The 24,018-nt window shown below is 67.4% G+C and carries 25 protein-coding genes, 1 tRNA gene and 1 pseudogene; 13 read left to right on the top strand and 14 right to left on the bottom strand.

Annotation, left to right across the window (positions count from 1 at the left end; translation table 11 throughout):
• Position 1 precedes the first annotated feature (1 nt).
• A complete protein-coding gene (locus ACWGIC_RS14015) occupies positions 2 to 883 on the top strand; it encodes a hypothetical protein (RefSeq protein WP_452076296.1) in 882 nt (293 codons plus the stop codon).
• Here ACWGIC_RS14015 and ACWGIC_RS14010 read toward each other — a convergent pair.
• Entirely contained in the window at positions 880 to 1,479 is a 600-nt protein-coding gene (locus ACWGIC_RS14010) for a TetR/AcrR family transcriptional regulator (RefSeq protein ID WP_452076295.1), read from the bottom strand. The genes ACWGIC_RS14015 and ACWGIC_RS14010 overlap by 4 nt on opposite strands.
• 132 nt (positions 1,480 to 1,611) lie before the next feature.
• Between ACWGIC_RS14010 and ACWGIC_RS14005 the strand changes: the two genes are divergently transcribed.
• Together ACWGIC_RS14005 and ACWGIC_RS14000 are read left to right on the top strand one after the other, a co-directional pair.
• On the top strand, positions 1,612 to 2,607 hold the full coding sequence (locus ACWGIC_RS14005; protein ID WP_452076294.1) for a fumarylacetoacetate hydrolase family protein: 996 nt from the start codon (positions 1,612 to 1,614) through the stop codon (positions 2,605 to 2,607).
• Positions 2,608 to 2,609: 2 nt separating this feature from the next.
• Entirely contained in the window at positions 2,610 to 3,560 is a 951-nt protein-coding gene (locus ACWGIC_RS14000; protein WP_452076293.1) for an MBL fold metallo-hydrolase, read from the top strand.
• 4 nt (positions 3,561 to 3,564) lie between these two features.
• Here the strand turns inward: ACWGIC_RS14000 and ACWGIC_RS13995 are convergent, their stop codons facing one another.
• The 3 genes from ACWGIC_RS13995 to ACWGIC_RS13985 all read right to left on the bottom strand — a co-directional run bounded on the left by ACWGIC_RS13995 (position 3,565) and on the right by ACWGIC_RS13985 (position 6,062).
• A complete protein-coding gene (locus ACWGIC_RS13995) occupies positions 3,565 to 3,948 on the bottom strand; it encodes a hypothetical protein (RefSeq protein ID WP_452076370.1) in 384 nt (127 codons plus the stop codon).
• A 100-nt stretch (positions 3,949 to 4,048) separates the two neighbouring features.
• Complete coding sequence (locus tag ACWGIC_RS13990; RefSeq protein ID WP_452076292.1) at positions 4,049 to 5,227, bottom strand: cytochrome P450; 1,179 nt, start codon at positions 5,225 to 5,227, stop codon at positions 4,049 to 4,051.
• Positions 5,228 to 5,465: 238 nt separating this feature from the next.
• The gene (locus ACWGIC_RS13985) at positions 5,466 to 6,062 is read right to left on the bottom strand and encodes a TetR/AcrR family transcriptional regulator (protein ID WP_452076291.1); all 597 of its coding nucleotides are present in this window, start codon (positions 6,060 to 6,062) and stop codon (positions 5,466 to 5,468) included.
• A gap of 98 nt (positions 6,063 to 6,160) precedes the next feature.
• On the opposite strand from ACWGIC_RS13985, the gene ACWGIC_RS13980 reads away from it, so the two are divergent.
• Positions 6,161 to 7,165, top strand: a complete 1,005-nt coding sequence (locus tag ACWGIC_RS13980) for a hypothetical protein (protein WP_452076290.1) — start codon at positions 6,161 to 6,163, stop codon at positions 7,163 to 7,165.
• Positions 7,166 to 7,197: 32 nt separating this feature from the next.
• Positions 7,198 to 8,511, top strand: coding sequence for an MFS transporter (locus ACWGIC_RS13975; protein WP_452076289.1), 1,314 nt, complete (start codon positions 7,198 to 7,200; stop codon positions 8,509 to 8,511).
• Here ACWGIC_RS13975 and ACWGIC_RS13970 read toward each other — a convergent pair whose 3' ends face one another.
• Both ACWGIC_RS13970 and ACWGIC_RS13965 read right to left on the bottom strand, forming a co-directional pair.
• Complete coding sequence (locus tag ACWGIC_RS13970) at positions 8,512 to 9,186, bottom strand: TetR/AcrR family transcriptional regulator (RefSeq protein ID WP_452076288.1); 675 nt, start codon at positions 9,184 to 9,186, stop codon at positions 8,512 to 8,514.
• A 55-nt stretch (positions 9,187 to 9,241) separates the two neighbouring features.
• Positions 9,242 to 9,901, bottom strand: a complete 660-nt coding sequence (locus tag ACWGIC_RS13965; RefSeq protein WP_452076287.1) for a TetR/AcrR family transcriptional regulator — start codon at positions 9,899 to 9,901, stop codon at positions 9,242 to 9,244.
• A gap of 63 nt (positions 9,902 to 9,964) precedes the next feature.
• Between ACWGIC_RS13965 and ACWGIC_RS13960 the strand changes: the two genes are divergently transcribed.
• On the top strand, positions 9,965 to 10,951 hold the full coding sequence (locus tag ACWGIC_RS13960; RefSeq protein ID WP_452076286.1) for a methyltransferase: 987 nt from the start codon (positions 9,965 to 9,967) through the stop codon (positions 10,949 to 10,951).
• Here ACWGIC_RS13960 and ACWGIC_RS13955 read toward each other — a convergent pair.
• Positions 10,918 to 11,508 (bottom strand): TIGR03086 family metal-binding protein, encoded by a 591-nt coding sequence (locus ACWGIC_RS13955; RefSeq protein WP_452076285.1) that lies wholly within the window; start codon positions 11,506 to 11,508, stop codon positions 10,918 to 10,920. The genes ACWGIC_RS13960 and ACWGIC_RS13955 overlap by 34 nt on opposite strands.
• A 75-nt stretch (positions 11,509 to 11,583) precedes the next feature.
• Here ACWGIC_RS13955 and ACWGIC_RS13950 point away from each other — a divergent pair, with 75 nt between their 5' ends.
• On the top strand, positions 11,584 to 12,543 hold the full coding sequence (locus ACWGIC_RS13950) for an RNA polymerase subunit sigma-70 (RefSeq protein WP_452076284.1): 960 nt from the start codon (positions 11,584 to 11,586) through the stop codon (positions 12,541 to 12,543).
• Entirely contained in the window at positions 12,537 to 13,691 is a 1,155-nt protein-coding gene (locus ACWGIC_RS13945) for an AAA family ATPase (RefSeq protein ID WP_452076283.1), read from the top strand. The genes ACWGIC_RS13950 and ACWGIC_RS13945 overlap by 7 nt, the downstream gene beginning before the upstream one ends.
• 104 nt (positions 13,692 to 13,795) lie before the next feature.
• Here ACWGIC_RS13945 and ACWGIC_RS13940 read toward each other — a convergent pair whose 3' ends face one another.
• The 4 genes from ACWGIC_RS13940 to ACWGIC_RS13925 form a co-directional block, all read right to left on the bottom strand.
• Positions 13,796 to 14,605, bottom strand: coding sequence for an SDR family NAD(P)-dependent oxidoreductase (locus tag ACWGIC_RS13940; RefSeq protein WP_452076282.1), 810 nt, complete (start codon positions 14,603 to 14,605; stop codon positions 13,796 to 13,798).
• Positions 14,606 to 14,651: 46 nt separating this feature from the next.
• Positions 14,652 to 15,434, bottom strand: a complete 783-nt coding sequence (locus tag ACWGIC_RS13935; protein ID WP_452076281.1) for a helix-turn-helix domain-containing protein — start codon at positions 15,432 to 15,434, stop codon at positions 14,652 to 14,654.
• A 16-nt stretch (positions 15,435 to 15,450) separates the two neighbouring features.
• Positions 15,451 to 16,719, bottom strand: a complete 1,269-nt coding sequence (gene ftsW, locus ACWGIC_RS13930) for a putative lipid II flippase FtsW (RefSeq protein ID WP_452076280.1) — start codon at positions 16,717 to 16,719, stop codon at positions 15,451 to 15,453.
• Between the two features lie 113 nt (positions 16,720 to 16,832).
• Positions 16,833 to 18,074 carry an LCP family protein gene (locus ACWGIC_RS13925; RefSeq protein ID WP_452076279.1) on the bottom strand — a complete coding sequence of 414 codons (1,242 nt, stop codon included), beginning with the start codon at positions 18,072 to 18,074 and terminating at the stop codon, positions 16,833 to 16,835.
• Between the two features lie 247 nt (positions 18,075 to 18,321).
• Here ACWGIC_RS13925 and ACWGIC_RS13920 point away from each other — a divergent pair, with 247 nt between their 5' ends.
• Positions 18,322 to 18,828, top strand: a complete 507-nt coding sequence (locus tag ACWGIC_RS13920; protein ID WP_452076278.1) for a pyridoxamine 5'-phosphate oxidase family protein — start codon at positions 18,322 to 18,324, stop codon at positions 18,826 to 18,828.
• 72 nt (positions 18,829 to 18,900) lie between these two features.
• Complete coding sequence (locus ACWGIC_RS13915; protein ID WP_452076277.1) at positions 18,901 to 19,755, top strand: SDR family oxidoreductase; 855 nt, start codon at positions 18,901 to 18,903, stop codon at positions 19,753 to 19,755.
• Here ACWGIC_RS13915 and wzt read toward each other — a convergent pair.
• Positions 19,727 to 20,491: a galactan export ABC transporter ATP-binding subunit Wzt/RfbE gene (gene wzt / locus ACWGIC_RS13910; protein WP_452076276.1), complete on the bottom strand. Its 765-nt coding sequence runs from the start codon at positions 20,489 to 20,491 to the stop codon at positions 19,727 to 19,729. The genes ACWGIC_RS13915 and wzt overlap by 29 nt on opposite strands.
• Positions 20,492 to 20,559: 68 nt before the next feature.
• Between wzt and ACWGIC_RS13905 the strand changes: the two genes are divergently transcribed.
• The 3 genes from ACWGIC_RS13905 to ACWGIC_RS13895 all read left to right on the top strand — a co-directional run bounded on the left by ACWGIC_RS13905 (position 20,560) and on the right by ACWGIC_RS13895 (position 21,528).
• Positions 20,560 to 21,192 carry a TetR/AcrR family transcriptional regulator gene (locus ACWGIC_RS13905; RefSeq protein ID WP_452076275.1) on the top strand — a complete coding sequence of 211 codons (633 nt, stop codon included), beginning with the start codon at positions 20,560 to 20,562 and terminating at the stop codon, positions 21,190 to 21,192.
• A 16-nt stretch (positions 21,193 to 21,208) separates the two neighbouring features.
• Positions 21,209 to 21,281: transfer RNA gene (locus ACWGIC_RS13900), tRNA-Arg, on the top strand.
• Positions 21,282 to 21,339: 58 nt separating this feature from the next.
• On the top strand, positions 21,340 to 21,528 hold the full coding sequence (locus ACWGIC_RS13895) for a hypothetical protein (RefSeq protein WP_452076274.1): 189 nt from the start codon (positions 21,340 to 21,342) through the stop codon (positions 21,526 to 21,528).
• A gap of 651 nt (positions 21,529 to 22,179) precedes the next feature.
• Here the strand turns inward: ACWGIC_RS13895 and ACWGIC_RS13890 are convergent.
• A pseudogene (locus ACWGIC_RS13890) lies at positions 22,180 to 22,428 on the bottom strand (recombinase family protein); the annotation flags it as partial.
• An 873-nt stretch (positions 22,429 to 23,301) separates the two neighbouring features.
• A complete protein-coding gene (locus ACWGIC_RS13885; RefSeq protein WP_452076273.1) occupies positions 23,302 to 23,889 on the bottom strand; it encodes a hypothetical protein in 588 nt (195 codons plus the stop codon).
• Positions 23,890 to 24,018 lie beyond the last annotated feature (129 nt).

The following is a 24,018-nucleotide window of genomic DNA, read 5'->3' as shown; positions in this document are numbered from 1 at the left end:
CATGTTCAGCGAACTTGTGGTGCTGGGCATTCGCACCGGGACGATTTACCGCGTCGGGCTTCCCGACGGGCAGGTTACCCCGCTGTACAAAGAAGCCGGTGTCTCGCCGGATGGCGTCGTGGTCGCCGATGGCACCGTTTATTGGACCACCATGGGCATGCCTTCGCGCGATCCGTCGGTTCCTGGCGAGGCAGGCCTTGACTACTCGGCTCGCAACGGCGGTCTGCACGCGGTGTCCTTCGACGGCACCGGTGCGCGCGACGTTGTCCCGAATGGAACTTTGACCACCGGGAAGCAGCTGGCGTACAACGGATCCCTTTACTGGGGAGACCGGGAAGGCTGCCGGATCACCCGGGTGCGCCCAGACGGCACGGGGCTCGCCGATCTGATCGTGAACGAACCGGACGGCAGCGGGACGCAGGAATGCGTCGGCGTCACGGTGGACGCGACGCATCTGTACTGGACGCAGAAAGGCCCGGCTAAGGGCGGCATCGGGCGGATTTTCCGGGCTGGACTGGAGATTCCGCCGGGGGAGACGGCACGCGAGCGGTCCGACGTCGAGGCTCTGTGGGAGCACTTGCCGGAGCCGATCGACCTGGAAATTCACGGTGGGTACCTGTATTGGACTGACCGTGGTGCCGCTCCGAAGGGCAACACGCTGAACCGCGCGCCGATTCCTGTCTCGGGGGAGAAGGGCGCCGAACCGGAGATCCTGGCGAGCGGGTTCACCGAGGCGATCGGCCTGGCGGTGGACGACGAGGTCGCGTACGTGTCCGATCTTGGCGGCCGGATCACTGCGGTGTCATTGAGCGGCGGCGAATCGCGGGTAGTGGTGGACATGGGCGAGTTGCTGTCCGGGATCGCCGGGGTCGTGAGGAGCTAGCTCGCCGCGATCCCGCGCAAAATCATCTCCACCATGTTCAGCAAATGCTCCTGCAGATCGAACGGCGCGTCCTCGCTCTCGATCCACGAGCTGAGCGTCCCGAAATAGGCCGTGGCAAGCAACAACCCAGCCTGTGCCGGATCGATGTCCGCCCGGATCTCCCCGCCCTCCTGCGCCCGGGCGACGAACGCGCCGAACTGCCGTGCCAGTTCCGGATTGCCGAACACATTGGTGGAGTGGATCGCCGCGCCCATGCAGGCGACGGTTTCCGCGCGAGAGTCGAGGCTGTTGCGCGCCAGTTCGATCAGGTACCGGCTGAGCACCTCGCGCAGCGGCCGGTCCTCCAGGCGTTCGGCGCGCACCGCGGTCATCGCGCGTTCGCGGCGGCGCAGGCTCCACTCGTCAAGGAACGCCGTTTTGCGCTGGAAGTGGTTGAACACGGTGGCGCGCGCGGTGTCGGCGCGCTCGGCGATGTCCTCCATCGTGGTGTTGTCGTAGCCGCGTTCCACGAACAGCTCCACGGCCGCCTGGAACAGCCGGTCCCGGCGTTCGTGTCGCTGCCTGGTCCGCCGGTCGCCCATCGCTTCTGCCGTCATGTCTGGCAGTCAACCATCATTTTCTCCCGGCGCCTGCTGAACGGCGCCCTTGACGACTTCTGCCGCCGTGGCATAGCTTGGCAACTAGTTGGACTCCAGTCCAAAGTCAGACTCTGGTTCAAGGAGGCGGCGGTGCGTCTGGTCACCTATGACTCCGCGGGCACGGCCCGGCTCGGTGTGCTGCACGGCGACGCCGTGGTGGATCCGGCGCGGGTTTTGCGGGCGGAGAAGGCCGGAATCGAGGTCCCGGCCGAGATGGTCGCGTTCTTCGAGGGCGGTGCCGAGGCGCGTGGCCGGGCTGAACAGGCTCTTCAGCTGGCGGACGCCGCGGCCGACCGGGGAGATCTCCTGATCGACGAAGGCCATCCGGCAGTGCTTCCGCGCGACGAAGTCCGGCTGCTCGCTCCGGTGCCGAGGCCGCGCCGGATGCGCGACTACCTGACTTACACCGAGCACGCCTCGGGCTCCGGCTTAGCTGTTCCACCCGCCTTCGCGGCGATGCCGATCTGCTACCAGGGCAACGTCGAGACGGTGGTCGGGCCGGAGGAACCATTGCTGTGGCCGTCCTACACCGCGCAGCTCGACTTCGAACTCGAACTCGGGTTCTTCACCTCTGGCGGCGGCACAAACCTCACCCCGGACGAGGCCGCCGGACGCATCGCCGGGGTCACGATTTTCAACGACGTCAGCGCCCGCGACATCCAGATGTTCGAGATGAGCATGACCATCGGGCCGTCCAAGGGAAAGCACTTCTGCACCGCGATGGGCCCGTGCGTGCTCACCATGGACGAGGTCGACGAATGGGACGTGCGGATGTCGGCGACGGTCAACGGCGAGGTCTGGGCCTCCGGGTCCACAAAGGACCGGCAGTTCTCGTTCGCCGAGGTGCTCGCGTGGGCGTCGCTGGACGAAACCGTCTATCCCGGCGAGTTTTTCGGGCTCGGCACGGTCGGCGGCGGCTGCGGGCTGGAACTGGACCGCTGGATTCAGCCGGGCGACGTGGTGGAACTCGCCGCGTCCGGCGTCGGGGTGCTGCGGAACCCGGTGGGCCAGCGGCAGAGCGCGCCGGAAGGCGCGGGATTGGCTTCGTATCAAGGTGCGCCCGAGGTGCACGTCCCTAGGAGGTAAGGTTGCCGCGCACACCCAAGGATGTTCCCTACACCAAAGGACATCACCGGCTCACTGAACACTGCTCAGCCTGGCTGGTCCCGGACGGAACCTGGGGCTGGAGCAATGCCGGGCTGATCGCCGGTGCAGAGGAATCCCTCCTGATCGACACGCTCTTCGACGTGCCGATGACCCGGGAAATGCTGACCGGGCTTCAGGAAGACACAGTGGACAGTCCGATTAAGACAGTCGTGAACACGCACGCGAACGGAGACCACTGGTTCGGCAACGAACTGGTCGCCGACGCTTCCATTATCGCGTCCGAAGCCACCGCGGAGGAGATGCGCACCAACGGTCCCGACCTCATGCGCGGCCTGGTGCATCAGGAAGGACCGCTGGGCCGTTTCGCTCAGCACATTCTCCACCCGTTCGACTTCGACTCCATCACCGCGACCCCCGCGACCCGGACGTTCTCCGAACAGCTGAAGCTCGACATCGGCGGCGTCGCAGTCGAAATTCGCTGTCTCGGCCCCGCGCACACCGAGGGCGACAGCGTGGTGCTGGTCCCCGACGAGGGCGTGCTGTACGCCGGGGACCTGCTGTTCATCGGCGGCACCCCGATCACCTGGGCCGGGCCGGTGTCGAACTGGATCGCCGCCTGCGACGCGATGCTGGCGATGGACGCCGAGTTCGTCGTCCCCGGCCACGGACCGGTCACCGACGCCGACGGCATCCGCTCAGTTCTCGACTACCTGCAATGGGTGCAAGCCGAGGCCGCCGACCGTCATCGCCGGGGAATGACCTCGGAGGAAGCGATGCGCGACATCTCGCTGGGCCGGTTCGCCGACCTGGACGAACGCGGCCGCCTCGCGCAGAACGTGCTCGCGGTGTACTACGAACTCGACCCGGAAATGGAGCGCGTGGACACCCGCGAGGTGTTCCGGCGCATCGCCGAACTGGAAGGGTTCGCGTGAGCCGTTAGCTCGCCACGGTCAGGATCCCGAGCGCCAGCAGCACGAGCACCTTCACGGCTTCCGTTGCGACGTAAACGAAATGCGCCCGGGACCGAGGCACCTCCACGCCTTCCGGGGCGGCGAGGACGCGGTCCGTCCGCCGGTTCAACGCCGGACGGACCGCCCCCAGTTGCACGACCAGCACCACCACAGCCACCGCTGCCAGCACCGTCACCGCGGTACTCGGCCGCCCGGCTGCCACGGTGACCACCACGCCCGCCGCGAGCAGGATCTCGGCGAGGTTCAAGGCCCGGAACACCAGCCGTCCGATGCCGAGGCCGATCGGGATGGTGACGCCAGGGGCGCGGAACTTCAGCGGGGCTTCGAGGAACGAGATGGCGAGCACCATCCCGAACCAGACGAACGTGAAGGCGCCGATCAGAGCAATGTCACGCACAGCGCGGAAACCTCGATTCCGGTGTCGTTCCGCCGCTGTCAGGCTACTCCCGTCACCAGGTGACCGGGAGCCGCACCGGGCCGAGGATCGAGGCGTCGTAGGGCAGTTCGACCTCGGAGAACGGCACCGCGAGCCGCAGGCCGGGGAACCGCGCGAACAGCCGGAACAGCGAGATCCGCATCTCGACCCTGGCCAGCTGCTGCCCGAGACATTGGTGCACCCCGTGCCCGAAGCCGAGCTGCCCGGTCGCCTTGCGTGTGACGTCCAGCTCGTCCGGGTTCGGGAACTTTTCCGGATCCCGGTTGGCGACCGGCAGCGACATGACGATCGGGTCGCCCGCCTTGATCGTCACGCCGGCGAGTTCGACGTCCTCCAGCGCGGTGCGGATCGGGCCGATGTGGATCACGCTGAGGTAGCGCATCAGTTCCTCGACCGTGCCCGCGGTGAGGCCCGGGTCGGCCTTGAACTTCTCCAGCTGCTCCGGGTTCTCCAGCAGCGCCAGCGTGCCGAGCGCGATCATGTTGCGGGTCGTCTCGAATCCGGCGACCAGCAGCATCATGCCGATGTTGGCGAGTTCCTCGTCGGTCAGCTCGCCGCCGCGGACCAGATCGGACAGCAGATCGTCGCCGGGGTTCGCCCGTTTCTCCTCGACCTGCCCCGCGATGAACGAGACGACGCCCTGGGTGGCCTCCATCCGGTCGGTGAGCGGAACGTCCTTGGAGAACATGGTGGTGGTGTAGCGGTCGAACTCGTCGTGCCGTTCGTAGGGCGCGCCGAGCAGTTCGCAGATCACCAGCGACGGCACCGGACGCGCAAACGCTTCCACCAGGTCGACCGGACCGTCCGCGGCCGCCATCGCGTCGAGGTAGCTGTCGACGATCTCGGCGACGCGGTCCTCCAGCTTGCGCATCCGGTGCACGGTGAACGCGCCGGTCAGCAGCTTGCGGTAACGGTGGTGGTCGGGGTCGTCCATTCCGCTGAACACCCCGGGGTCGGCCGGTTTCGGCGGCGGCAGCGGACCGAAATCGATCGGTACTTTCGTCAGTTCCACGCGTGCGGACATCCGCTTGTCCGAGAGGATCGCCCGCACCTCCTGGTATCCGGTGACGAGCCAGCCCTGGGTGCCGTCCGGATACGTCAGCGGCTCGACCGGCGCCTGCGTCCGCTGGGCCGGCGCCGGATCGAACGGACACGCGCCCCTTTCGAGCGGGAGTCCTGCCTGACGGGTCATCGTCGCTCCTTCCCCTCTGAATAGTTCAGAAGGTACACAGGTTTCACAAACTTGTGAAGAGAATGTTGGAGCTGAAGGCGACTTGGGCGGGGATTCACTGGCTCGGCCTAGTTCGGGCGGCGGACAGTCAACTGCTGATGAACGTCGCGAGATGGGAGCCGGCCGAGGTGCTCGCCGCGGCGTTGGGCAACTCGGGGTTTCAGAGCGTGGCGTATGCGAGCAGATCGACGTCTGAGGTCTAGCTCTCGGCGGCGTCGAGAGCGGGAACGAGCGGTTCGAGCGTTCGCCGCAACAGGTCCGGCAGTGACCCCGACACCACGACCAGGCCGTTTCCCGCCGGTTGCGTCCACTGCTCCAGCGCGACCCGCACCGCGGCCGCGACCGACGCGGCCAGCACGCGCGCCGTCTGCGGGTCACCGATCCGACTCGCGATCGCTTCCTGCAGCGGGTCTTCAAGCGCGGCCGGAGCTTCGAGAAATGCCGTACGCAGGCCGGGATTCGTGGTGATCATCAGCAAGGCGTCCCGGCTTTGCTCGCCAGGATCGGTGTACTGCTCCGTGATCGCGTCGAGGATCGCCTCGGTTAGCCGGGTGTCCGGCGAGCGCTCGGCGACGGCCGCGGCGATCCGGCTTTCGCGGTCCGCGGTGACCGCGGCGACGATCGCCTCTTCGCGGCTGGAGAAGTAGTTGTTGTAGGTCCGTGGCGAAACCCCGGCCGCCTCGGCGATGTCGTCGACGCGCACGTTCGCTGGCCCGTGTTCAATCGCCAGCCGCAGCGCCGCTTCGCGCAATGCGACGCGAGTGGCCTGCTTCTTCCGTTCGCGCAATCCGGTCACGTCGCCAGTCTCGCAGCTTAGATGCGCATGCGCAAACTTGCGCGCACGCAAGTTTAGTGCGTAACGTGGGCGACGTCCCCAACCGAGAGGAAACCGCCATGCGCGGCAAGGGAATGACGTACGAGACCGGATTCGTCCGCAATGGACGGTCGTCGCGGGAGAGTTTCGAACCGGAGGTGGCGAAGCGCGAACTGGCGATCATCCGCGACGACCTGCACTGCACCGCGGTGCACGTCATCGGCGGCGATCCGGACCGGCTGGAACAGGCCGCGCAGTGGGCGGCCGACCTGGGATTGGAGGTCTGGTTCTCGCCGTATCCGCTGGAGCAGACCCACGACGAGATCCTCGCGCTCTTCGCCGACTGTGCAGATCGCGCGGAGCGGCTGCGTGCCACCGGGGCGAACGTCGTGTTCGTGACTGGCGTCGAGTTGAGCGTGATGAACCCCGGCTTCCTCCCCGGCAAAGACACCGCCGAGCGGGTTGGCTTGCTGTTCGCCGAACCCGAGGGTCGTGCGGAGCGGCTGGCCGAGGTGGGCAAGCGGCTCGATCCGTTCCTCGACACCGCTGTCAAGCTGGTGCGGCAACGGTTCCACGGCCCGGTCACCTACGCGTGCATCCAATTCGAGCAGGTGGACTGGAGCCGGTTCGACTTCGTCACGGTGGAACTCATCCGCTCCGCCGAGGTCGCCGACATCTTCCGGACTGGCGTGCGAACCCTGGTGGCGCAAGGGAAACCGGTCGCGATCACCGGTTTCGGAACGGCCACTTGGCGCGGGTCCGGCGACGTCGCGCCGCGGAGCATGGAAATCGTCGAGTACGACCGGGAAACCGGCGATCCGCTCCGCATCGACGGCGAGTACGAGCGCGACGAAGCCGGGCAGGCCGCGTATCTGCGCGAACTGCTGGAGATCTTCGACGAGGAGGGAGTGGACAGTGCGTTTGTGTTCCTCTTCGCGCTTTACAACTACCCGGACGATCTCGACCTCGCGAGCTTCGGCCTGGTGAAGGTACTGGCGGGCCGCTCGGGCACGGCGTACCCGGGGTTGAACTGGGAACCGAAGGAGGCGTTCGCCGCGGTCGCCGAGCATTACGCGAAGCCTTGACGCAGCGGGGTCCGGCCAGGTGAGATCCGGACATGTCGACGAAGACGAGCGCACTGGGCAACCGGGTCATGGCCAAGGCGGCGGTGCGGATCATGCCGCTGCTGATGCTGCTGTACTTCGTCAACTACCTGGACCGGGTCAACATCGGGTTCGCCGGTCCGAACGGGATGAACAAAGAACTCGGCCTCACCGCGACGGCCTTCGGACTCGCGTCGGGCATCTTCTTCCTCGGCTATCTGATCCTCGAAGTGCCGAGCAATCTCGCGCTGCACCGGTTCGGCGCACGCCGCTGGATCGCGCGGATCATGATCACCTGGGGCGCGGTGGCCGTCGCGATGGCGTTCGTGCCGAACACCGCGACGCTGGTGGTGCTGCGGTTCGTGCTCGGCGTCGCCGAGGCGGGGTTCTTCCCCGGCATCATTTTGTATCTGACGTACTGGTTCCCGGCGGCGCAGCGGGCGAAGGCGGTCGCGCTGTTCATGTGCGCGGTGCCAGTGTCGAGCGCGATCGGCTCGACCGTCTCCAGCCTGCTGATCAGCGGCGGGCACGGGGTGTTCGGCCTGTCCGGCTGGCGGTTCATGTTCCTGGTGGAGGGCGTTCCGGCGATCCTGCTCGCCGTGGTCACGTGGTTCTGCCTGAGCGACCGGCCGGAAACCGCGAAATGGCTGTCGGCGGAGGAACGCGACTGGCTCACCAGCGAACTCGACGCCGAACGCCGCGCCACCGAGGCCGAACACCACTGGCCGTTGCGGAAAGCGCTTACCCACCCGCGGATCCTCGGGCTGGCGTTCGTGTACTTCGCGGTCGTCTACGGCCTGTACGCGCTGGGCTTTTTCCTGCCGACGATCATCGCCGGGTTCAGCGAAGAGTTCGGCACCAAATTCAGCGTGCTGCAGGCGGGACTGGTGAACGCGATCCCGTACGTCGCGGGTGCGCTGGTGATGGTCCCGTGGGCGCGCCACGGCGACCGGACCGGGGAACGGACATGGCACGTCGCGCTGCCGATGCTCGTCGGCGGCGCGGCGATCCCGGTGGCCCTGTATCTCGGAAACCCTTACGCCACAATGACTGCGGTGACCATCTGCGCGATGGGCGTGTGCGCGGCGCTGCCGACGTTCTGGGCGCTGCCGTCGAACTTCCTGTCCGGCGCGGCGGCCGCCGGCGGGATCGCGCTGATCAACGCACTGGGCAACTTGAGCGGGTTCGTCGCGCCGTACATGACGGGCTGGCTGCGCGACCTGACCGGTACGCAGCGGACCGGTTTGTGGGTCGTCGGGGCGTGCATGGTGGCCGGAGCGGTGCTTGCGGTGGCGTTGGGGGCGAAGCCGCGCGCGTCCCGCCAGTGATCAGGTGGCGCGGCGGACCCGGTCCGTCAGCACCTGCACTTCGGTCTCGAACAACGCGTCGGCGTCGAGGCCCATCGCGGTGAAACCGCCGCCGATTTCGAGGCTGACAAAGCCATGCAGCCGCGACCACAGCGCGACCGCCAGCTGGTGGTTCTCGGTGTTCGCGCGCCGGGCGTCGAGCACTTCCTCGTTCTCGTAGGCGGCGGGCTTCTCCGCGGCGTCGGAATCGGTGTGGTGCAACACTCCCAGCACCACGCCCATCAGCGACCGAGCCGCTTCGGCGAGCGGTTTGGCGTGCGCGTCGTATCCGGGGAACGGTGCCTTGAACAGCAGTTCGTACCGATGCGGTTCTTCCCGTGCCCAAGCGCGGTACGCGGCGGCCAGCAGCCGGATCCGCGCCTCCGCGTCGGGCGCGTCGGTGTCGAGCGCGTTCGCCATGGCATCGCGAAGATCGTGGTAGGCGTCGATGACCAGGACGGTCAGCAGTTCGTCGCGGCTGGAGAAGTAGCGGTACAGCGCCGGCCCGGACACGCCGAGCTGCTTGGCGATGGCGTTGATGGAGATCGCCTGCGCGCCCCCGGCCGCGAGCTGGTTGAGCGCGACGAATTTGACCTCCTCGCGCACCTGCTCGCGGAACCGTTCGCGCATCGGCTTGCGGGTGCCTGCTGCGGGCATCCCCACCTCCTTGACGACGCCCGACGGTAACATGGCCGATCGTTCGAAAGACCCTCTAACTGTTCCCCTTGGCCTCGAAAGCCTGCTCGACGTCACTGCGCTCGAGGGCGGGACCAGGCACTTCCACCGGCCCTTCGGCCGCGATGCCGTTGAGGAAATGCGCGATCTGCCGTCTCGCCAGGTGGGTCCAGTCGAGGACCGAGGCCTTCGGCTGCGTGAGCAGGGTGCTGAACGCGATGAGATCGGTGGCGTTGACCGGGCCGCGGATGCTGCCGTCCTCGCGGCCGGTCGCGAGAAAGAACTCGAGTCGCCGGTAAATCGACTTTCGCGCCGCTACCGCTTCCGGCGTGACGAGCGGGGGCGCGCCGTGCAGCGGGAGCACGAGCTGGTCGGCGAGGTCCACGGTGCCTTCGAGATAGCCGCGGACCGCGTCAAGGCCGGTGCCGTTGTCTTCGATCTTGTCGAGGAGGTCGTTGAGCAGGCCGTACGCGCGGTGCTCCAGGGCCTGCAGCAACGCGTCGCGGTCGGGGTAGCTGCGGTAGAGCGTGCCGATCCCGAGACCGGCTTCGGCGGCGATAGTGGCCAACGGGACGTGCCGGCCTTCGCGAAGCATTGCCGCGGCGGCCGCGGAGAGCAGCCGTTCGCGGTTGGCTTCCGCGTCCTTGCGGACTTTGCGCGGGCGGGACATCGGGTTCTCCTCGCGGTGCCTGGACACTGCCCGGCAGCCTATTCCTCGCCCGGGAAAATCCGGTTGCCCACACCGGCAAAGTGGAGTCACGTGAGTGATGACGTGAACCACCTCCTCCGTGCCGCCAGCCTGGCAACCCCCATGGCGTTGCGAGTCGCGGTGACGCTGGGCCTGCCCGACCGGCTGCGCGCCCGCGGCACTGTCGACGCCGTCGCCGCCGAACTGGACCTTTCCCCGATCGCGCTCGACGTCCTGCTCGGCCATCTGGTCACGCTCGGCGTGCTCGAGCGTACCGAGAACGGCTACCTGACCACCGCGTACGGCGAAAATCTCTGCGCGGACAAGGAAAACGGCGTGGCCAACCTCCTGCACCTGGACCGCGCCGCCGGTCGCGCCGAACTCGCTTTCGTCGAGTTGGCGCACAGCGTCCGGACCGGCGAGGCGGCCTACTCCCGGCGGTACGGCAAGGATTTCTGGGCCGATCTTTCCGGACAGCCGCAGTTGCGCCAATCCTTCGACCAGCAGATGACGAACCGATTCCGCACGGAGATCCCGCAAGTGCTCGCCGGAATCGACTGGTCTTCCTTCGAAACGGTAGTCGACGTCGGCGGCGGCCGAGGCGATTTGCTCGCCGCGATCCTCGAAGCAAATCCTCGGCTGCGCGCCCACCTGATCGACCTCGAACCGACCGCGATGCAGACCCGCGCCGCCTTCGCCGCCCGCGGCTTCGCCAACCGGGTCGAGGTGCGCGGCGGCAGCTTCTTCGACCCGCTCCCACCTGGCGCGGATGCTTACGTGCTGGTCGACATCCTGCACAACTGGGACGACGACAACGCCCGCCGGATCCTGGAGCGGTGCGCGGAAGCGGCGGGCCGGTCCGGCCGGATTCTCGCCATCGAAGCGGTCAGCGGAATTCACGCGCGCACCGAAATGGACCTGGTCATGCTGGTCCATTTCGGCGGGCGCGAGCGGCGCGTCGAGGAATTCCGTGCTCTCGCCGATTCCGCGGGCCTAATACTGGAATCGGCGGCCCCGTTGACCGATCAACGAGGTCTGCTGGAATTCCGCGTCGCTTGATTCGGAGACCGTCCGAGCAGCGCGACCAGCCGATCCAGCGGCGGCGCGTCCTCGGCGACCGGCACCGGCGGGGCGAACGGGCTCCGCTCCGCCGGGAGGTCAGCGAGTTTCGCCGCACTGAACGCGATTTCCCGCTCCACGACAGCGTCCTCGAACTTCGGCTCCTGCCCCGTGGCGCGAGCGAGGTCCCAGCCGTGCACGAGTTCCTCGACGATCCTCAGATGCGCCGCGGCGATCCCCGGAACCGTCCCGGCTGGGACCTCGAAAACCCGCTCCAACACTCCCGGCTGCCGGAACGCCGCGAGCAGACCGGCAACCGCGTCCCGATAGGCGGCGACCGGATCGTCGCCGAGCACGTCGGAAGCGTGCGGGTCCAGCGCGCCGCCCGGTTCGCCGCGCAGAACGGCGGTGAACAGCCGGTGCCCGAGGACCAGATGGTTCACCAGTTCGCGGACAGTCCACTCCGGGCACGGCGTCGGTGCATCCCAGCGAGACATGCCAGCGACCAGCTCGCAGGTGGAATCGAGGACGGCGGCCAGATCGTCGACAGGGTTCATCGGTTCACCTTTCTCAGGGGTCGCCAGTAGAGACACCGACCGCCCCGCGAACGGAACGATGGCAGGATGCGACGGGTGGGCCAGGACCTCCTCGAACGCGCACGCGCCGGAGACGCGCGTGCCTTCAGCGAGCTGGTCGAGCCCTATCGGCACGAGCTGCAAGTGCACTGCTACCGCATCCTCGGCTCGCTCATCGACGCCGAAGACCTGCTGCAAGAGACGCTTCTCGCCGCCTGGCGCGGGCTGGACGGCTACGCCGGCCGCGCCTCAGTGCGTTCCTGGCTGTACCGGATCGCCACGAACCGCTGCCTGAACGCTCTCCGCGACGCGGGCCGTCGTATCCCAGCCGAGCCCTCGCCGCCGTTCACCCCGACCGAGCCCACCCGTCGCACCGAGGTGACGTGGCTTCAGCCCGCGCCGGACGATCCCGCCGCGAAATACAGCGCCAAGGAAACCTTCGAGCTGGCGTTCGTCGCGGCCCTGCAGAAACTCCCGCCGCGCCAGGCCGCCGTCCTCGTGCTCCGGGACGTGCTCGACTACTCCACCGCCGAGGTCGCGGACCTGCTGGACACCAGTTCCACCGCGGTCAAAGGCGCTCTGCAACGCGCGCGGGCCCAGCTGCGGCAGACCGTCGAACCCGCCCCGCCAGCACCCCGCGAACGGGAAATCGCGCAACGGTTCGCGGACGCGTTCAGCGCGGGAGACGTCGAAGGCGTCGTCGCGCTCCTGACCGACGACGGCTGGCTCGCCATGCCGCCCGCGCCGCATGAATACGTCGGCCGGGAAGCTGTCGCCACGTTCCTCGCCAGGTTCGGCGATTGGCGCGGCACCCGGCGGTTCCACCTGCTCCCTACGCGCGCCAACACCCATCCGGCCTTCGCCTGCTACCTCACCGAACCCGGCGGAACGGCGGCGTATCCCGCCGGAATCCTCGTCCTCGCGCCGTGGGGCGACCGAATCCGCACCGTCACCTGGTTCCTCGAACCCGAGTTGTTCCCCCGCTTCGGCCTGCCCGCGGAGGTGCCGGCGTGCTGACCACCCTCGCCATCCAGAACTACCGCTCGCTGCGTGACCTGGTGTTGCCGTTGTCGCAGCTCACCGTGATCGTCGGAGCCAACGGCACCGGAAAGTCCAGTCTGTACCGCGCGCTGCGGCTGCTCGCCGACGCCGGACGCAACGGCGCGGTCGCCGCACTCGCCGGGGAAGGCGGTCTGCCGTCGACGCTGTGGGCTGGTCCGGAGACGATCAGCCGAGCCGTCCGCGAAGGCCGGGCACCGGTGCAGCCGTTGCGCCGGACCAAAGCGGTGGGCCTGCGACTCGGCTACTCCGGCGACGAGTTCGGCTACGCGCTGGACTTCGGCCTTCCGGTGCCGACCCAAACGGCCTTCAACCTCGACCCGGAATACAAACGCGAATGCGTCTGGCACGGCCCGGTATTGCGTCCGTCCGCGCTGCTGGCCGACCGCTCCGGCACCAGAGTCCGCATCCGCGACGAGTCCGGCCGCTGGGCCGAAAGCGGCCACTCGATCGCCCTCACCGACAGCATGCTGAGCGAATTCGCCGACCCGCGGCTGTGCCCGGAACTGCTGATCGTGCGCGACCGAGTCCGCGCGTGGCGGTTCTACGACCACTTCCGCACCGACGCCGACGCCCCCGCCAGGCAAAGCCGGATCGGCACCCGCACCTGGGCACTGGACCACGACGGCGGCGACCTGGCCGCGGCCCTGCGCACCATCCAGGAATCGGCCGACGCCGACGCGCTGGCCACCGCGATCGACGACGCCTTCCCCGGCTCGTCCGTCGAAGTGGCCACCGCCGACGGCCGCTTCGACCTCCGCTTCCACCAGCACGGACTGCTGCGCCCGCTGAGCGCGGCCGAACTCTCCGACGGCACCCTGCGGTACCTCCTCTGGGCCGCGGCGTTGCTCAGTCCGCGACCGCCGGAGCTGCTGGTATTGAACGAGCCGGAAACCAGCCTGCACCCGGATTTGCTGCCCGCCCTGGCCGCGTTGATCATGGCCGCGGCGAAGAAGACGCAGCTGCTGGTGGTGTCGCATTCCCAGCTGTTGGTGCGGTTCCTGGAGGACGCTTCGGTGCTGGAACTGGAAAAGGAGTTCGGCGCGACGGTGGTGGCTGGGCAGGGGAGGCTCGACCAGCCGGCTTGGCATTGGCCGAAACGGTGAGGGCTGGCAGGATGGCCGGTATGAAGACCAGAAAGGGCCATGCCGCGTAGGCCCCTGGCCCGCTCGATGCCCGCGCCGGAGGTCGCACACCTTCGAGCACTGCTCTAACGCTTCGCCCGTTGCCCCTTCGCCAACTGCTCGGTAATCGCCTCCGCGCCAAGACGACGTTGCACAGCCGCGGCCAACCCTGGCGCGATCCCGCCGAGCAACGCCGTCAGCCGCAACCCGAACGGAGCCACGTCAATCTCGGCGAGGTTGCGTTCGATCGCCCGCACCGTCGCCCGCGCGACATCGTCCGGAGTCCGGGTTCCCACGCCGAATGGCAGCGTCGCCCCCGAATCGGCGAACATGCCCGCGTCACTGATGTAGCCAGGAAACACCGACGACACCCCGACATTGAACGCTCGCAGATCCTCGCGGAGCGCGAGAGCGAACCCGCGCAGCCCGAACTTCGTCGCGTTGTACAGCGAAGCCTGTCCAGACGCCGTCTTCCCGGACAGCGACGAGATGAAGACCAGGTGGCCACTCCGCCGGGCGAGCATCTGCTCGGCGGCCAGCTTCGCCATCACGATCGGCGCACGCAGGTTGACCTCCAGCGCTCGGTCGAGTTGGTCGAGCGAATAGCCGGCCAGCAACCCCGTCGCGGGAAGGGCCGCGTTCGCGACGACGATGTCGATTCTCCCAGCAGCGGCAAGGAGTTCCTCGACCGCGCCCCGATCGGCGAGGTCAGCCGGAACCGCGCGACCGCCCACCTCCGCGGCCAGCGGTTCGAGCAACTCCGCCCGGCGGCCGGTCAGCAGGACGTCGGCGCCGCGCGCGGCCAGCGTGCGGGCGAGCGTCCGGCCGATCCCGCCGGTCGCTCCGGTCAGCAAGGTCTTCGCGCCCCGCAATTCCACAGTGGACAATTTCGGCATGTCCGCAGTGTGGCGCGAGCGGGGTCGGCGGGTATTGCACAAATGTTCAGGCGAACGCGCTGCGATCCGCCGCGAACCCGGCGTCGACGGCCAGCCGGCCCGGCGTCACCCCGGCGAACGCCACGACCTCCCGGTGCAGATGCGACTGGTCGGTATATCCGCACACCGCCGCGACCTCGGCCGCGCCGGCCCCGGTCGCCAAGCGGCGCGCGGCGTGGTCGAAGCGCACCAGATTCGCCGCTCGCTTCGGCGGCAACCCGATCTGCGCCCGGAACCGTTCCCACAACCGTCGCCTGCTCCACCCGCATTCGGCCGCCAGCGACTCGACCCGCACCCGGCCGCGGCTCTGGACGATCCGCCGCCAGGCCAAGGCAACCTCTGGATCCGTTGCCGGAACCGCCGAGAACCGACGAGCGAACGCGGCCTCCACCAGTGCGAACCGGGTGTCCCACGAACCGGCTTCGCTCAGCTGGTCCCGAAGCCGGTCCGCGTCCCGGCCCCACAACTCGCCCAGCCCGACCGCCCGGTCCAGCTCCGCGGGCCCCGCGCCCAACCCGGTGGCGGCCAACGGCGGCAACCGGACTTCGACGCATTCGAGGTTTTCCCCTCGCAACCGCACCCCGCGCGGCGCGAGCCCAGCGACGAAGCTGCCGTGCTGAGCACCGTCGTCCACGAGGAGTTTGCCGTCGCCGAACTCCAGCACCACCGTGATCGCCGGATGCGGCACCACCCGCAGATCGACCGTCCCGCAGGTCCGGTGGCGGAATCCGCCCAGGGAGAACGGACCCGCGCGACCGGGCCGCGCGACCTCCCAAGCACCGCTCTCCACTACCGCAGTGTAAGAGTCAGCGAGGCCGCACCGGACGTCGTGCGCGAGTCGGCTTCGCCGAGGTCCGGACCGGCCGATACGGCTCCGGCACCGGCAACCGGAGAACCCGCCCGATCTTGCCCGGCCCCAGATGATTCAGGTCCGCTGCCGCCGCCGGTTCGTGCCGGGCGCAGCTGGCGAGCACGCCGAACAGGAACATCGTCACGATCAGCGACGTCCCGCCGTACGACACCAGCGGCAGCGTCACCCCGGTGACCGGCAGCGCGTTCACGACGTACCCGATGTTGACCGCCGCCTGCGCCACCAGCAGCACGGTGATCGTCGCGGCGACGATGCGGATCCAGGGGTCGAGGTTGCGGGTCGCGATCCGGAGGCCGACCAGCGCGAGCCCGCCGAACAGCAGCAGCACCACCGCGCAGCCGAGGAAGCCGAGTTCTTCGCCGATCAGCGCGAAAATGAAGTCGTTCTGCACGTTCGGCAGGTACTTCCACTTCGACGCGCCCTGTCCGAGCCCGACGCCGAACAACCCGCCCTCGGCGAGCGCGTACTGCGCCTGCACCGCCTGATACCCGGCGCCGGAGGTGTCCGCGTCGGGGGAGAGGAACGAAAGCACGCGCGCGAGCCGGTAGTCCGCGACCAGTGCGAGCACCACAAACCCGGCCACGCCGCCGGCCAGCAGCGCGCCGAACAGCCGTCCCGGCGCGCCGGAAAACCACAGCAGCGACAGCAGCACGATGCCGAGGGAGATCGTCCCGCTGAGGTTCGGCTGCGCCATCACCAGGGCGAAGATCAGCAGCGCGACCGGCACCAGCGGCACGAGCAAATGCCGCCAGTGATGCAGCAGCCGGGCCTTCACGACGAGAATGTGCGCGCCCCACAAGGTCAACGCGACCTTCGCGACCTCGACCGGCTGCAACGTCAGCGGCCCGAGCGCGAACCACCGTTGCGCCCCGTTCACCTTCGCGCCGAACGGGGTGAGCACCAATGCGAGCAGCGCCAGCGTGACCAGCATCAGCATCGGCGAGAGAGACCTGATCCGCCGCAACGGAATCCGCAGCCCGGCCCACAGCGCGACCAGTCCGATGAGGACGAAGATGACGTGCTTCTGGAACGTGCTGTACACCCCGCCCGGCTGCGCCGAAGACGCCGACAGCACCATGACGACGCCGAGCAACGTGAGCAGACCGCACAGTGCGAGCACGAGGTGGAACGACGCCAGCGGCCGGGACAGCCAGCCGACGATCGCGACCGGAACCCGGCTTCGTCTGTTCCGTGTCGTAGCCACCCGAGCACCGCCGTCCGCCGATTTTCGGCGCGGGGAAAGAACGCGCCGGACTGATTGTGCCTTAGTTGTCCGGGCGGGACATTAAGGCGCGCGGAGTGTTCGCGATGCTGAAGTTATTTCACGCAAGGGATTCCGCCTCCGCTGAGCGCTGGCGGGGGAGCGGGAACGCTGCTGCCGTGCGTCATCGGTGTCACGTACGCGGCCGGGGTCGGCACCGGAGCGTCACTGAGCAGTTGCTCGACCAAGGACTGGATTTGCGTGGTGTTCACGAAATTGACGTCTTCGCCGGACGGGCTCTTGCCGAAATGGTCGACCGGAAGGGTCACGAAGCTGACATTCCCGCCGGTGAGGCTGGACGCCTGTTTCGCGAGCGCGAGCAGGTCCAGCGAACTGTCGATCGCGGTGTTCTTCTTCGCGACGTCCATGATTCCTTGCAGTTTCGCCGGGTTCGTGAAGGTCCCGCCCTGTTTGAGCTGATAGGCGAGCGAAGCGATGAACGCCTGCTGCCTGCGTTCGCGGTCGAGGTCGGTGAAATTGAGCGCCGGATGCACGTTGTCGCGGCGCTGCCGGACGAATTCGACCGCCTGCTCGGCGCTGATCTCTTGCTGTCCAGCATGGAAATTCGCGCCCGAGTAGCTGTCCTGGGTGTCCTCGTTGAGACACACCGTGATCGGCTGGACGACCTGCGCGATCTCCAGGAACGCCACCAGGGTGACCTCGACGAAGTGGTCGATCGGGACGTCGCCGAGGAATTTCCGCACGGTGTCGATTTCCGCCCGGCGGCCCGCGTCGCGAGCCTGCTGCTCGCGCTGGGATTTGTCGGTGACATGTTGCGAGACGAGCTGTTTGGCCTTTTCGTCGAACGCCAGCCCGTAGGCCTGTTTGATCTTGCCCTTGCACACGTTGTCCGGACAGCCCGCCAGCGGAACGTAGTCGTCGCGCGGAATCGAGATCGACGTCGCTTTGCCGCCGTTGCCGGGGATGTGCAGCAGCATCAGCACATTGGCGTTGTAGCCGCCGTCCTGCTGATCCCCGGCGTGCAGGGAGTTGTAGATGTCCTTCGGCAGCGGGTTGCCGTTCTCGTCGAGCCGCGAATCGAGCCCCATGATGAGGATGTTGGTGTCACCGCCGCTGGAGGTCGACTCTCCGTCGAGTACATCGGAAACCTGCAACCCGGACACGACGCCGTGGTAAGCCGCCCAGCCGTAACCGGTCAGCGAGAGCGTCAACGCGGCCGCGAGGGCCAGCGCGACCCGGCCGGTGATCCGCCGTCGCCGTGCCGCGGCACGGGCAGCGACACCGCGTGCGGCGGCACCTCGGGTTGCGGTGACACGTCTGCCGTAGGGGTCGGTCATCAGGCCTTCCGGTGCTGGGGCTTCATAGTTTCCACTGTTCTGCACACTCGCTGTGAGCATGCTGAGAGGCAATCTGACGCAGAGTTAACCCGTGAATCATTCAACGCGAGCCGCCGAACAACTGTCAAGCACTTGTACAAGTGTTGCATTCATCAATGTGACCCAGGACACTGCTGAAGGAATGTCGAGAACGCCCTCGCGGCTCCGTCCCCGCAGCACCTGGCCGCACAACGAGAAGGAGACAGTCATGGAGCCGCAGGAAATCGCCGAGGTTCTGAACCGCCCGCTCAGCCGCGAGCTGCTTGCCCGTGACCTGACCCGGCTTGCCTACGTCGCGAAGGACGGCACGCCGCGCAGCGTTCCGATCGCGTTCAGCTGGAACGGCACCGAGATCGTCATGTGCACCACCAAGAACGCCCCGAAACTGCCGGCGCTGCGCTCGAACCCGATGGTCGCCCTGACCGTCGACACCGAGGCGCACCCGCCGAAGATCCTGCTCATCCGCGGCCGCGCCGAACTGGACTACGTCGACGGGATCCCGGAGGAGTACCTCGAAATGAACGGTTCCTACGAGATGACGGCCGAACAGCGCGTCGAATGGGAGGCCGAGATCCGCTCGCTGTACGTCGACGGCATGGTCCGCATCGTCGTCACCCCGACCTGGGCGAAACTCATCGACTTCGAGACGACTTTGCCGTCGGCGGTCGAGGAGCTGGCGCAGCGCCGGGCTCAGGCAGCTTCGAACGCCGGATAGCCGGTCGCTGATCCACTACACTGAATCGCCTACACGCGAACGTGATTCCCTCCACGCGCGAAGGCGGAGCGCATGATCCTGGTGACGGGTGCGAGCGGCAACGTGGGATCGGCGCTGGTCGCGCAGCTGCGCGCGGCCGAGGTGCCGTTCCGCGCCGCCTACCATTCCCCGGAGAAGGCAAGGAAAGCCGCCGACGGCGGAATTGACGCGGTCACTGTCGAAATGTCCGATCCGGCTACCGTGCAGCCCGCGCTGGCCGGGGTGTCGAAGGTGTTCCTGCTGGGCGCGATGAGCCCCGGGCAGACCGGCAACGAGTCCAATGTGGTCGAAGAAGCCGTGTCCGCCGGGGTCTCGCACGTGGTGAAACAGTCGCTGTGGCGGGCGGACGAGGAACTGACCCCGATCGCCCGGCTGCACCGTCCGGTCGAACGGATGCTGGAGACGTCGCCGCTGTCCTGGACGTTTCTCCGGGCGAACTTTTACCTGCAGGCGTTCTCGGGAAACTGGGCCGGAACCATCCGGTCCGGGAATTTCTTCGCCAGTCCGCTGATCCGTGCACGCATCGCCTTCGTGGACGCCGAAGACATTGCCCGCGTGGCGTTTCGGGCGCTGACCGAGGACGGACATGAGGGCAAGGCCTACGCGCTCACCGGCCCTGAGGCACTGACCTACGACGAGGCCGCGGCAGTGCTCTCCGAAGTGCTCGGCCGGCCGATCGAGTACCGCGGAATGTCGAACGAACAAGCCCTTTCCGCCTTGGCGGAAGCCGGAATGTCGTTGTTCCACGCCAAAGCACTGGTTGAGGTATGCAATACGTACCTGGACGGCGGCGCGGAAACCGTGACGTCCACGGTCGAAGACGTCACCGGCCAGCGGCCGCGAAGCTTCCGCGAGTTCGCTACGGCGCACCGGCAGTGCTTCGAGTAGCCCTTCCGCTGTAGGCGTCGAGCACTTCGGACAACGGCCCGTGCTGCCTCACCTGTCCTTCGTCCATCCACAGCGCCGTATCGCAAAACTCGGCGAGCAGTTCGTCGGAATGATTCGCGAACACCAGAATCCCCGACCGTTTCACCAGGTCTTTGAGCCGATCGCGCGCCTTGGCGAGAAACGCCGCGTCGACCGCGCCAAGCCCCTCGTCGAGCAGCAGAATCTCCGGATCGATCGTGGTCACCACGCCCAGCGCGAGCCGCACGCGCATTCCGGCCGAGTAAGTGCGCAACGGCAGCTGCAGATAGTCGCCAAGCTCAGTGAACTCCGCGATCTCCTCGACCCGCTTCGCCATCTGCTTGCGGCTCATCCCGAGAAACAGCCCTTGGACCAGGATGTTCTCGCGCCCGGACACCTCCGGATCGAGCCCAACCCCAAGATCGAACACCGGCGCGACCCGCCCCACGACCCGCCGGCCGCCGCGCGTCGGCTCGTAAATCCCGGACAGCAACCGCAGCAACGTGGACTTCCCGGCCCCGTTGTGCCCCACCAGCCCGACCCGATCGCCCTCGCCGAGCCGGAACGACACGTCCCGCAACGCCTCGATCACCGGCACCTTCGCCCCGCTGGCGATCCTCCCGCCGACCTTCCCGAGCACGCGCTTCTTCAACGACCGGGTCTTGGCGTCGAAGATCGGAAAGTCGACGTAGGCGTTGCGCACCTCGATGCTGACCATGGACCCTCCCTAGATGTGAATGGAAATTACCATTCGCATCTACTGGATGGCCAGGTAAGGTTCGCCAGGTGAGTCAGATCAGCGAGGGCTTCCGCCCGCCGCAGCAAGCGCGAAGCCGAGCTTCGCTGCAAAAAGTGCTGGCCGCCGCTGAACACGTCCTGGCCGAGCAGGGCCTGGAGGCCTTCACTGTCGCCGCGGTCGCTTCGCAGGCGGGGATGTCGGTAGGCACGATCTACCGCCGCTTCGACGGCAAAGATCAGCTGCTGCACGCCGTCAAGGATCAGCTGCTGACCGAGCTGGAGACGAGCGTCCGAGACGCCCTCCGCTCCGCGCCGCCCGACCTCCGCTCGACCTTCCGCGCCTTCGTGACCGCGCTGGCGCAGACGTTCCAGGAACACGACCGAATCTTCCCGGAACTCCTGGACGCCCAACGCTCCGAAGGCCGAGACCGCGGCCTGGCCGCCCTGTCCGCGATCCAGGACGCCCTGCTGGAAGCCTTGCCACTCTCCTCCGCCGAGGCCGACGCGGCGAAAATGGCCGCCCGAACGATCATCGGAGCCTGCGTCCACCGCGCCGCGACCTGCCGATTCTGGCCAGACGGCCGGTCATGGGCGGCGTGGCTGGAGGAGGCAGCGGAAATGGCACTGGCGTACCTGACTTCACCGCCCGAAGCCCCGCCTCCGGCCACCGCTAGGATGTAGGCAGCAGCACGCGACTGCCCTCGTAGCTCAGGGGATAGAGCACGGCTCTCCTAAAGCCGGTGTCGCAGGTTCGAATCCTGCCGGGGGCACTCCAAGGATGGGAACGGGAGAGGTGCTAGCCATGGCACCCTCCTTGTTCTCGTTGTCGTGTTTGCGCTGGTTGAGTCGCTGCTCTCGGTCGAACGGCAGGATGACGGCCTCGTGGGCGGCGTGCCGCGTCGCTGGCAGTGTTGTTCCGGCCAGGGTGACCGTGCACTTGACCTGATTGGTGTCCTTGTAGTAATGGAGTTCGAGCCGGAGGGCTTCGAACAGCCGTCGCGCGATGTCTTCGGGTAGTTCCTCGATCCGGACCTCGCCCATGGGCAGGGTGTCGAGCAGGTCGGGATTGGGTGCCTGTTGGTTGGCCTCCTCGGCTTCGGCGAGCTGGGCTTCAAGTTGGGACTTGCGCTGGTGAAGTTCGGCGCGTTCCTCGTTGATGTCGCGGACGAAGTCCTCGGTCGGTGTGTCGACACGGGAGAAGTTGCGGACGAGGTTCTTGATCATTCGGGTGGTGTCGTCGATCTCGCGTCGCAAGGCGGCGATGCGTTGGTCTCGCTCCCGTTGGGCGGCGGCACCGAGGTCTCGGACCGTGCTGTCGAGCAGGTTGCGGCGGTAGGTGCCGAAGATGTGGGTGGAGAGGAACTCGTTGAGCTTGTCGATGATCGCGTCTTCGCGAATCCAGAAGCTCCCGGCGGTGGGATGGCCGTCGGGGACGTATCCCTTCTTCGGTTCGCACACGTAGTAGGCGTGGCCACGGCGGGTCTTGCCGTTCATACGCCGGCCGCAGTCACCGTGGAACAGGTAGGTGCGCAGCAGGTACGAGCGTTTGGTCTGGGGATGCTTGACGTTGGTGTTGCTGGTGCTGCGGGAACCGAAGCGGTGTCCGCTGATGTCCTGGGCTTTGAGCCAGTCCTCCAAACTGACGAGCGGTTCGTGAACCGGTTGCGCGGACCAGATCCATTCCTCGATGGGGTTGGCGCGGTTGCCGCGGGACTTGCGGCCCTTGCGGTTCCACACCATGTGCCCGGTGTACTTGGGGTTAGTGAGGATGTCGCGCACGTTCGAATAGGTCCAGCGGCCGACGGAGCGCTTCGGGTCGACGGGCACCGGCGGTGGATAGGTCGCGGGATCGAGGTTGAGCCGGTCCGCGATGGCCTGGTAGCCGAGGCGTTCGGTGATGCGCCAGTGGTATGCCATGCGGACGGCGGGTGCCTGCGCGGGGTCGAGGTCGAGGAACGTCTTCTTGACGCCCTTGGCCCGCTTGGCGGGGACCGGGTGCGGGACGTGCCGGGCGCGGTAGCCGTAGCACGGTTTCCCGACGTTGTATCCCGCCTCGGTGTGGATCGCGAAGCCGTCCCAGGACTTCTCCAGCATGTCGACGACATAGAACTCGGAAATACTCTGCTTGACCCGGCGGGTCAGCAACGACGTAGCGACCTTCGGCTTGCGACCGTCCACTGTGGCCAGTTGGAAGGGCTCATCGGCCGCGAGCAGACGCACCCCGGCACGCTCCAGGCGGTGCTCGATGGTGGTGCCGTAGTACATGTGCCGGGCGGTCCGTTCGATGGACTCGCAGATGACGTAGTCGAATCGCCGATCGGGACGTTCGGCCTCGGCGAGCAGGTCTTGGATGCCGCCGTCACGAGTGATCGGAATGTCGAACTGTTCATGCGCGTGCCCGCCGCCACGCGCTTCGAGGTCCATGCGCCCGGATTCGACGTCGTAGAAGTGCGCGACGATCAGTCCGTCCTCGGGCAGCGCGCGCTGCGACGAACCGAGCTGGCGCGGCAAAGACAGTGTGGGGTCTTGCATGTCGCGAGTGGACACTCGGCCCAGCCACGCGAACCGCAGCAGAGTCGGCTGAGCCGCGGCGATCGGCTCACCGTCCGCTGCCGCCGCGCTGTAGGGGCTTCGCGCGCGTCCTACGCTGCGTTGTCCAGCCCATGCGCGGACCTGTTCCGGGCCTGCCATTGCGTCACCTCCCACAACACTCGTGCTTGTTCTGCGGCAAGTCGCTGAGCCTCGATTCCTTCCACAGTCCGGATTTCGGCGACCAGTTCCGGTGGCTCGTCAGGAGCCAGACGTCCGGTGGCGTCGTCGCGGCGCTCGTGTTCCCCTGCCAACGCTCACACCCCCTTGTCCGCTCATGTACAGGTTTTCGATCGTGAAGTAGCTGGAGCCCAGGACGCGGCGGCGAATCAGCGTGGTGAGCGCACGTGCCTGCGGCAGCATGTCCAGGACAGGGTTCCAGGGCTCGGTCGCGTAGGCGATCGGGACGCAGTGCTGCGCGGCGAGGCGTTCGCGATCCAGAATCTCGAACGGATCGCGCGACAGCCGCTCCGCCTTCTCGCAGACGATCAGGTCGTAGCCCGGTTCCGGGGTGGACAGAGACGCGGCCAGCTCGCGCCACCCGCCGTCGCTTCGGGGTAGTCCCGCATCGTGTAGCAGCACCGGGTCCACCTCGGCGGGCAGGTCGTAGAAGCAGTGGGTGATCACCACGCGGGGACGAAACACCTGCTCGCACAGCGAGTACTGCTGGCGCAGGAGGCGCAGGGCGATCGTGTCGGTCCTGTTCTTGCGGCCGTAGAACGCCGCCCTGATCGGCTCGGGCGCGGCGGTGATCCCGTCGGTGGCCGTAGTCGCTACTGGGGCGGACATGGGGATCGTGCCTCCTGGTCTCCTCGTCCCGCGCCACGCGCAAGCACCTGTCGTTCAGCGCAAACCAGCTGGTCAGAGCGTCCTGCTGGGTGGTGCGGGCCTGGGATCGTAGCGTCGATCGGTGAAAAA

It is taken from the genome of Amycolatopsis sp. NPDC054798 (assembly GCF_053611505.1).
This window is presented reverse-complemented; position numbering and strand designations above follow the sequence as displayed.

What these genes read in the sequence shown, in the direction of transcription:
- ACWGIC_RS13980 (WP_452076290.1), top strand. Translation starts at nt 6,161, where the DNA reads ATGCGCGGCAAGGGAATGACGTACGAGACCGGATTCGTCCGCAATGGA.
- ACWGIC_RS13920 (WP_452076278.1), top strand. Translation starts at nt 18,322, where the DNA reads ATGGAGCCGCAGGAAATCGCCGAGGTTCTGAACCGCCCGCTCAGCCGC.
- ACWGIC_RS14015 (WP_452076296.1), top strand. Translation starts at nt 2, where the DNA reads ATGTTCAGCGAACTTGTGGTGCTGGGCATTCGCACCGGGACGATTTAC.
- ACWGIC_RS13990 (WP_452076292.1), bottom strand. Translation starts at nt 5,227, where the DNA reads ATGACCCGTCAGGCAGGACTCCCGCTCGAAAGGGGCGCGTGTCCGTTC.
- ACWGIC_RS13975 (WP_452076289.1), top strand. Translation starts at nt 7,198, where the DNA reads ATGTCGACGAAGACGAGCGCACTGGGCAACCGGGTCATGGCCAAGGCG.
- ACWGIC_RS13970 (WP_452076288.1), bottom strand. Translation starts at nt 9,186, where the DNA reads ATGCCCGCAGCAGGCACCCGCAAGCCGATGCGCGAACGGTTCCGCGAG.
- ACWGIC_RS13915 (WP_452076277.1), top strand. Translation starts at nt 18,901, where the DNA reads ATGATCCTGGTGACGGGTGCGAGCGGCAACGTGGGATCGGCGCTGGTC.
- ACWGIC_RS14010 (WP_452076295.1), bottom strand. Translation starts at nt 1,479, where the DNA reads ATGACGGCAGAAGCGATGGGCGACCGGCGGACCAGGCAGCGACACGAA.
- ACWGIC_RS13940 (WP_452076282.1), bottom strand. Translation starts at nt 14,605, where the DNA reads ATGCCGAAATTGTCCACTGTGGAATTGCGGGGCGCGAAGACCTTGCTG.
- ACWGIC_RS13925 (WP_452076279.1), bottom strand. Translation starts at nt 18,074, where the DNA reads ATGACCGACCCCTACGGCAGACGTGTCACCGCAACCCGAGGTGCCGCC.
- ACWGIC_RS13955 (WP_452076285.1), bottom strand. Translation starts at nt 11,508, where the DNA reads ATGAACCCTGTCGACGATCTGGCCGCCGTCCTCGATTCCACCTGCGAG.
- ACWGIC_RS13995 (WP_452076370.1), bottom strand. Translation starts at nt 3,948, where the DNA reads ATGGTGCTCGCCATCTCGTTCCTCGAAGCCCCGCTGAAGTTCCGCGCC.
- wzt (WP_452076276.1), bottom strand. Translation starts at nt 20,491, where the DNA reads ATGGTCAGCATCGAGGTGCGCAACGCCTACGTCGACTTTCCGATCTTC.
- ACWGIC_RS13885 (WP_452076273.1), bottom strand. Translation starts at nt 23,889, where the DNA reads ATGTCCGCCCCAGTAGCGACTACGGCCACCGACGGGATCACCGCCGCG.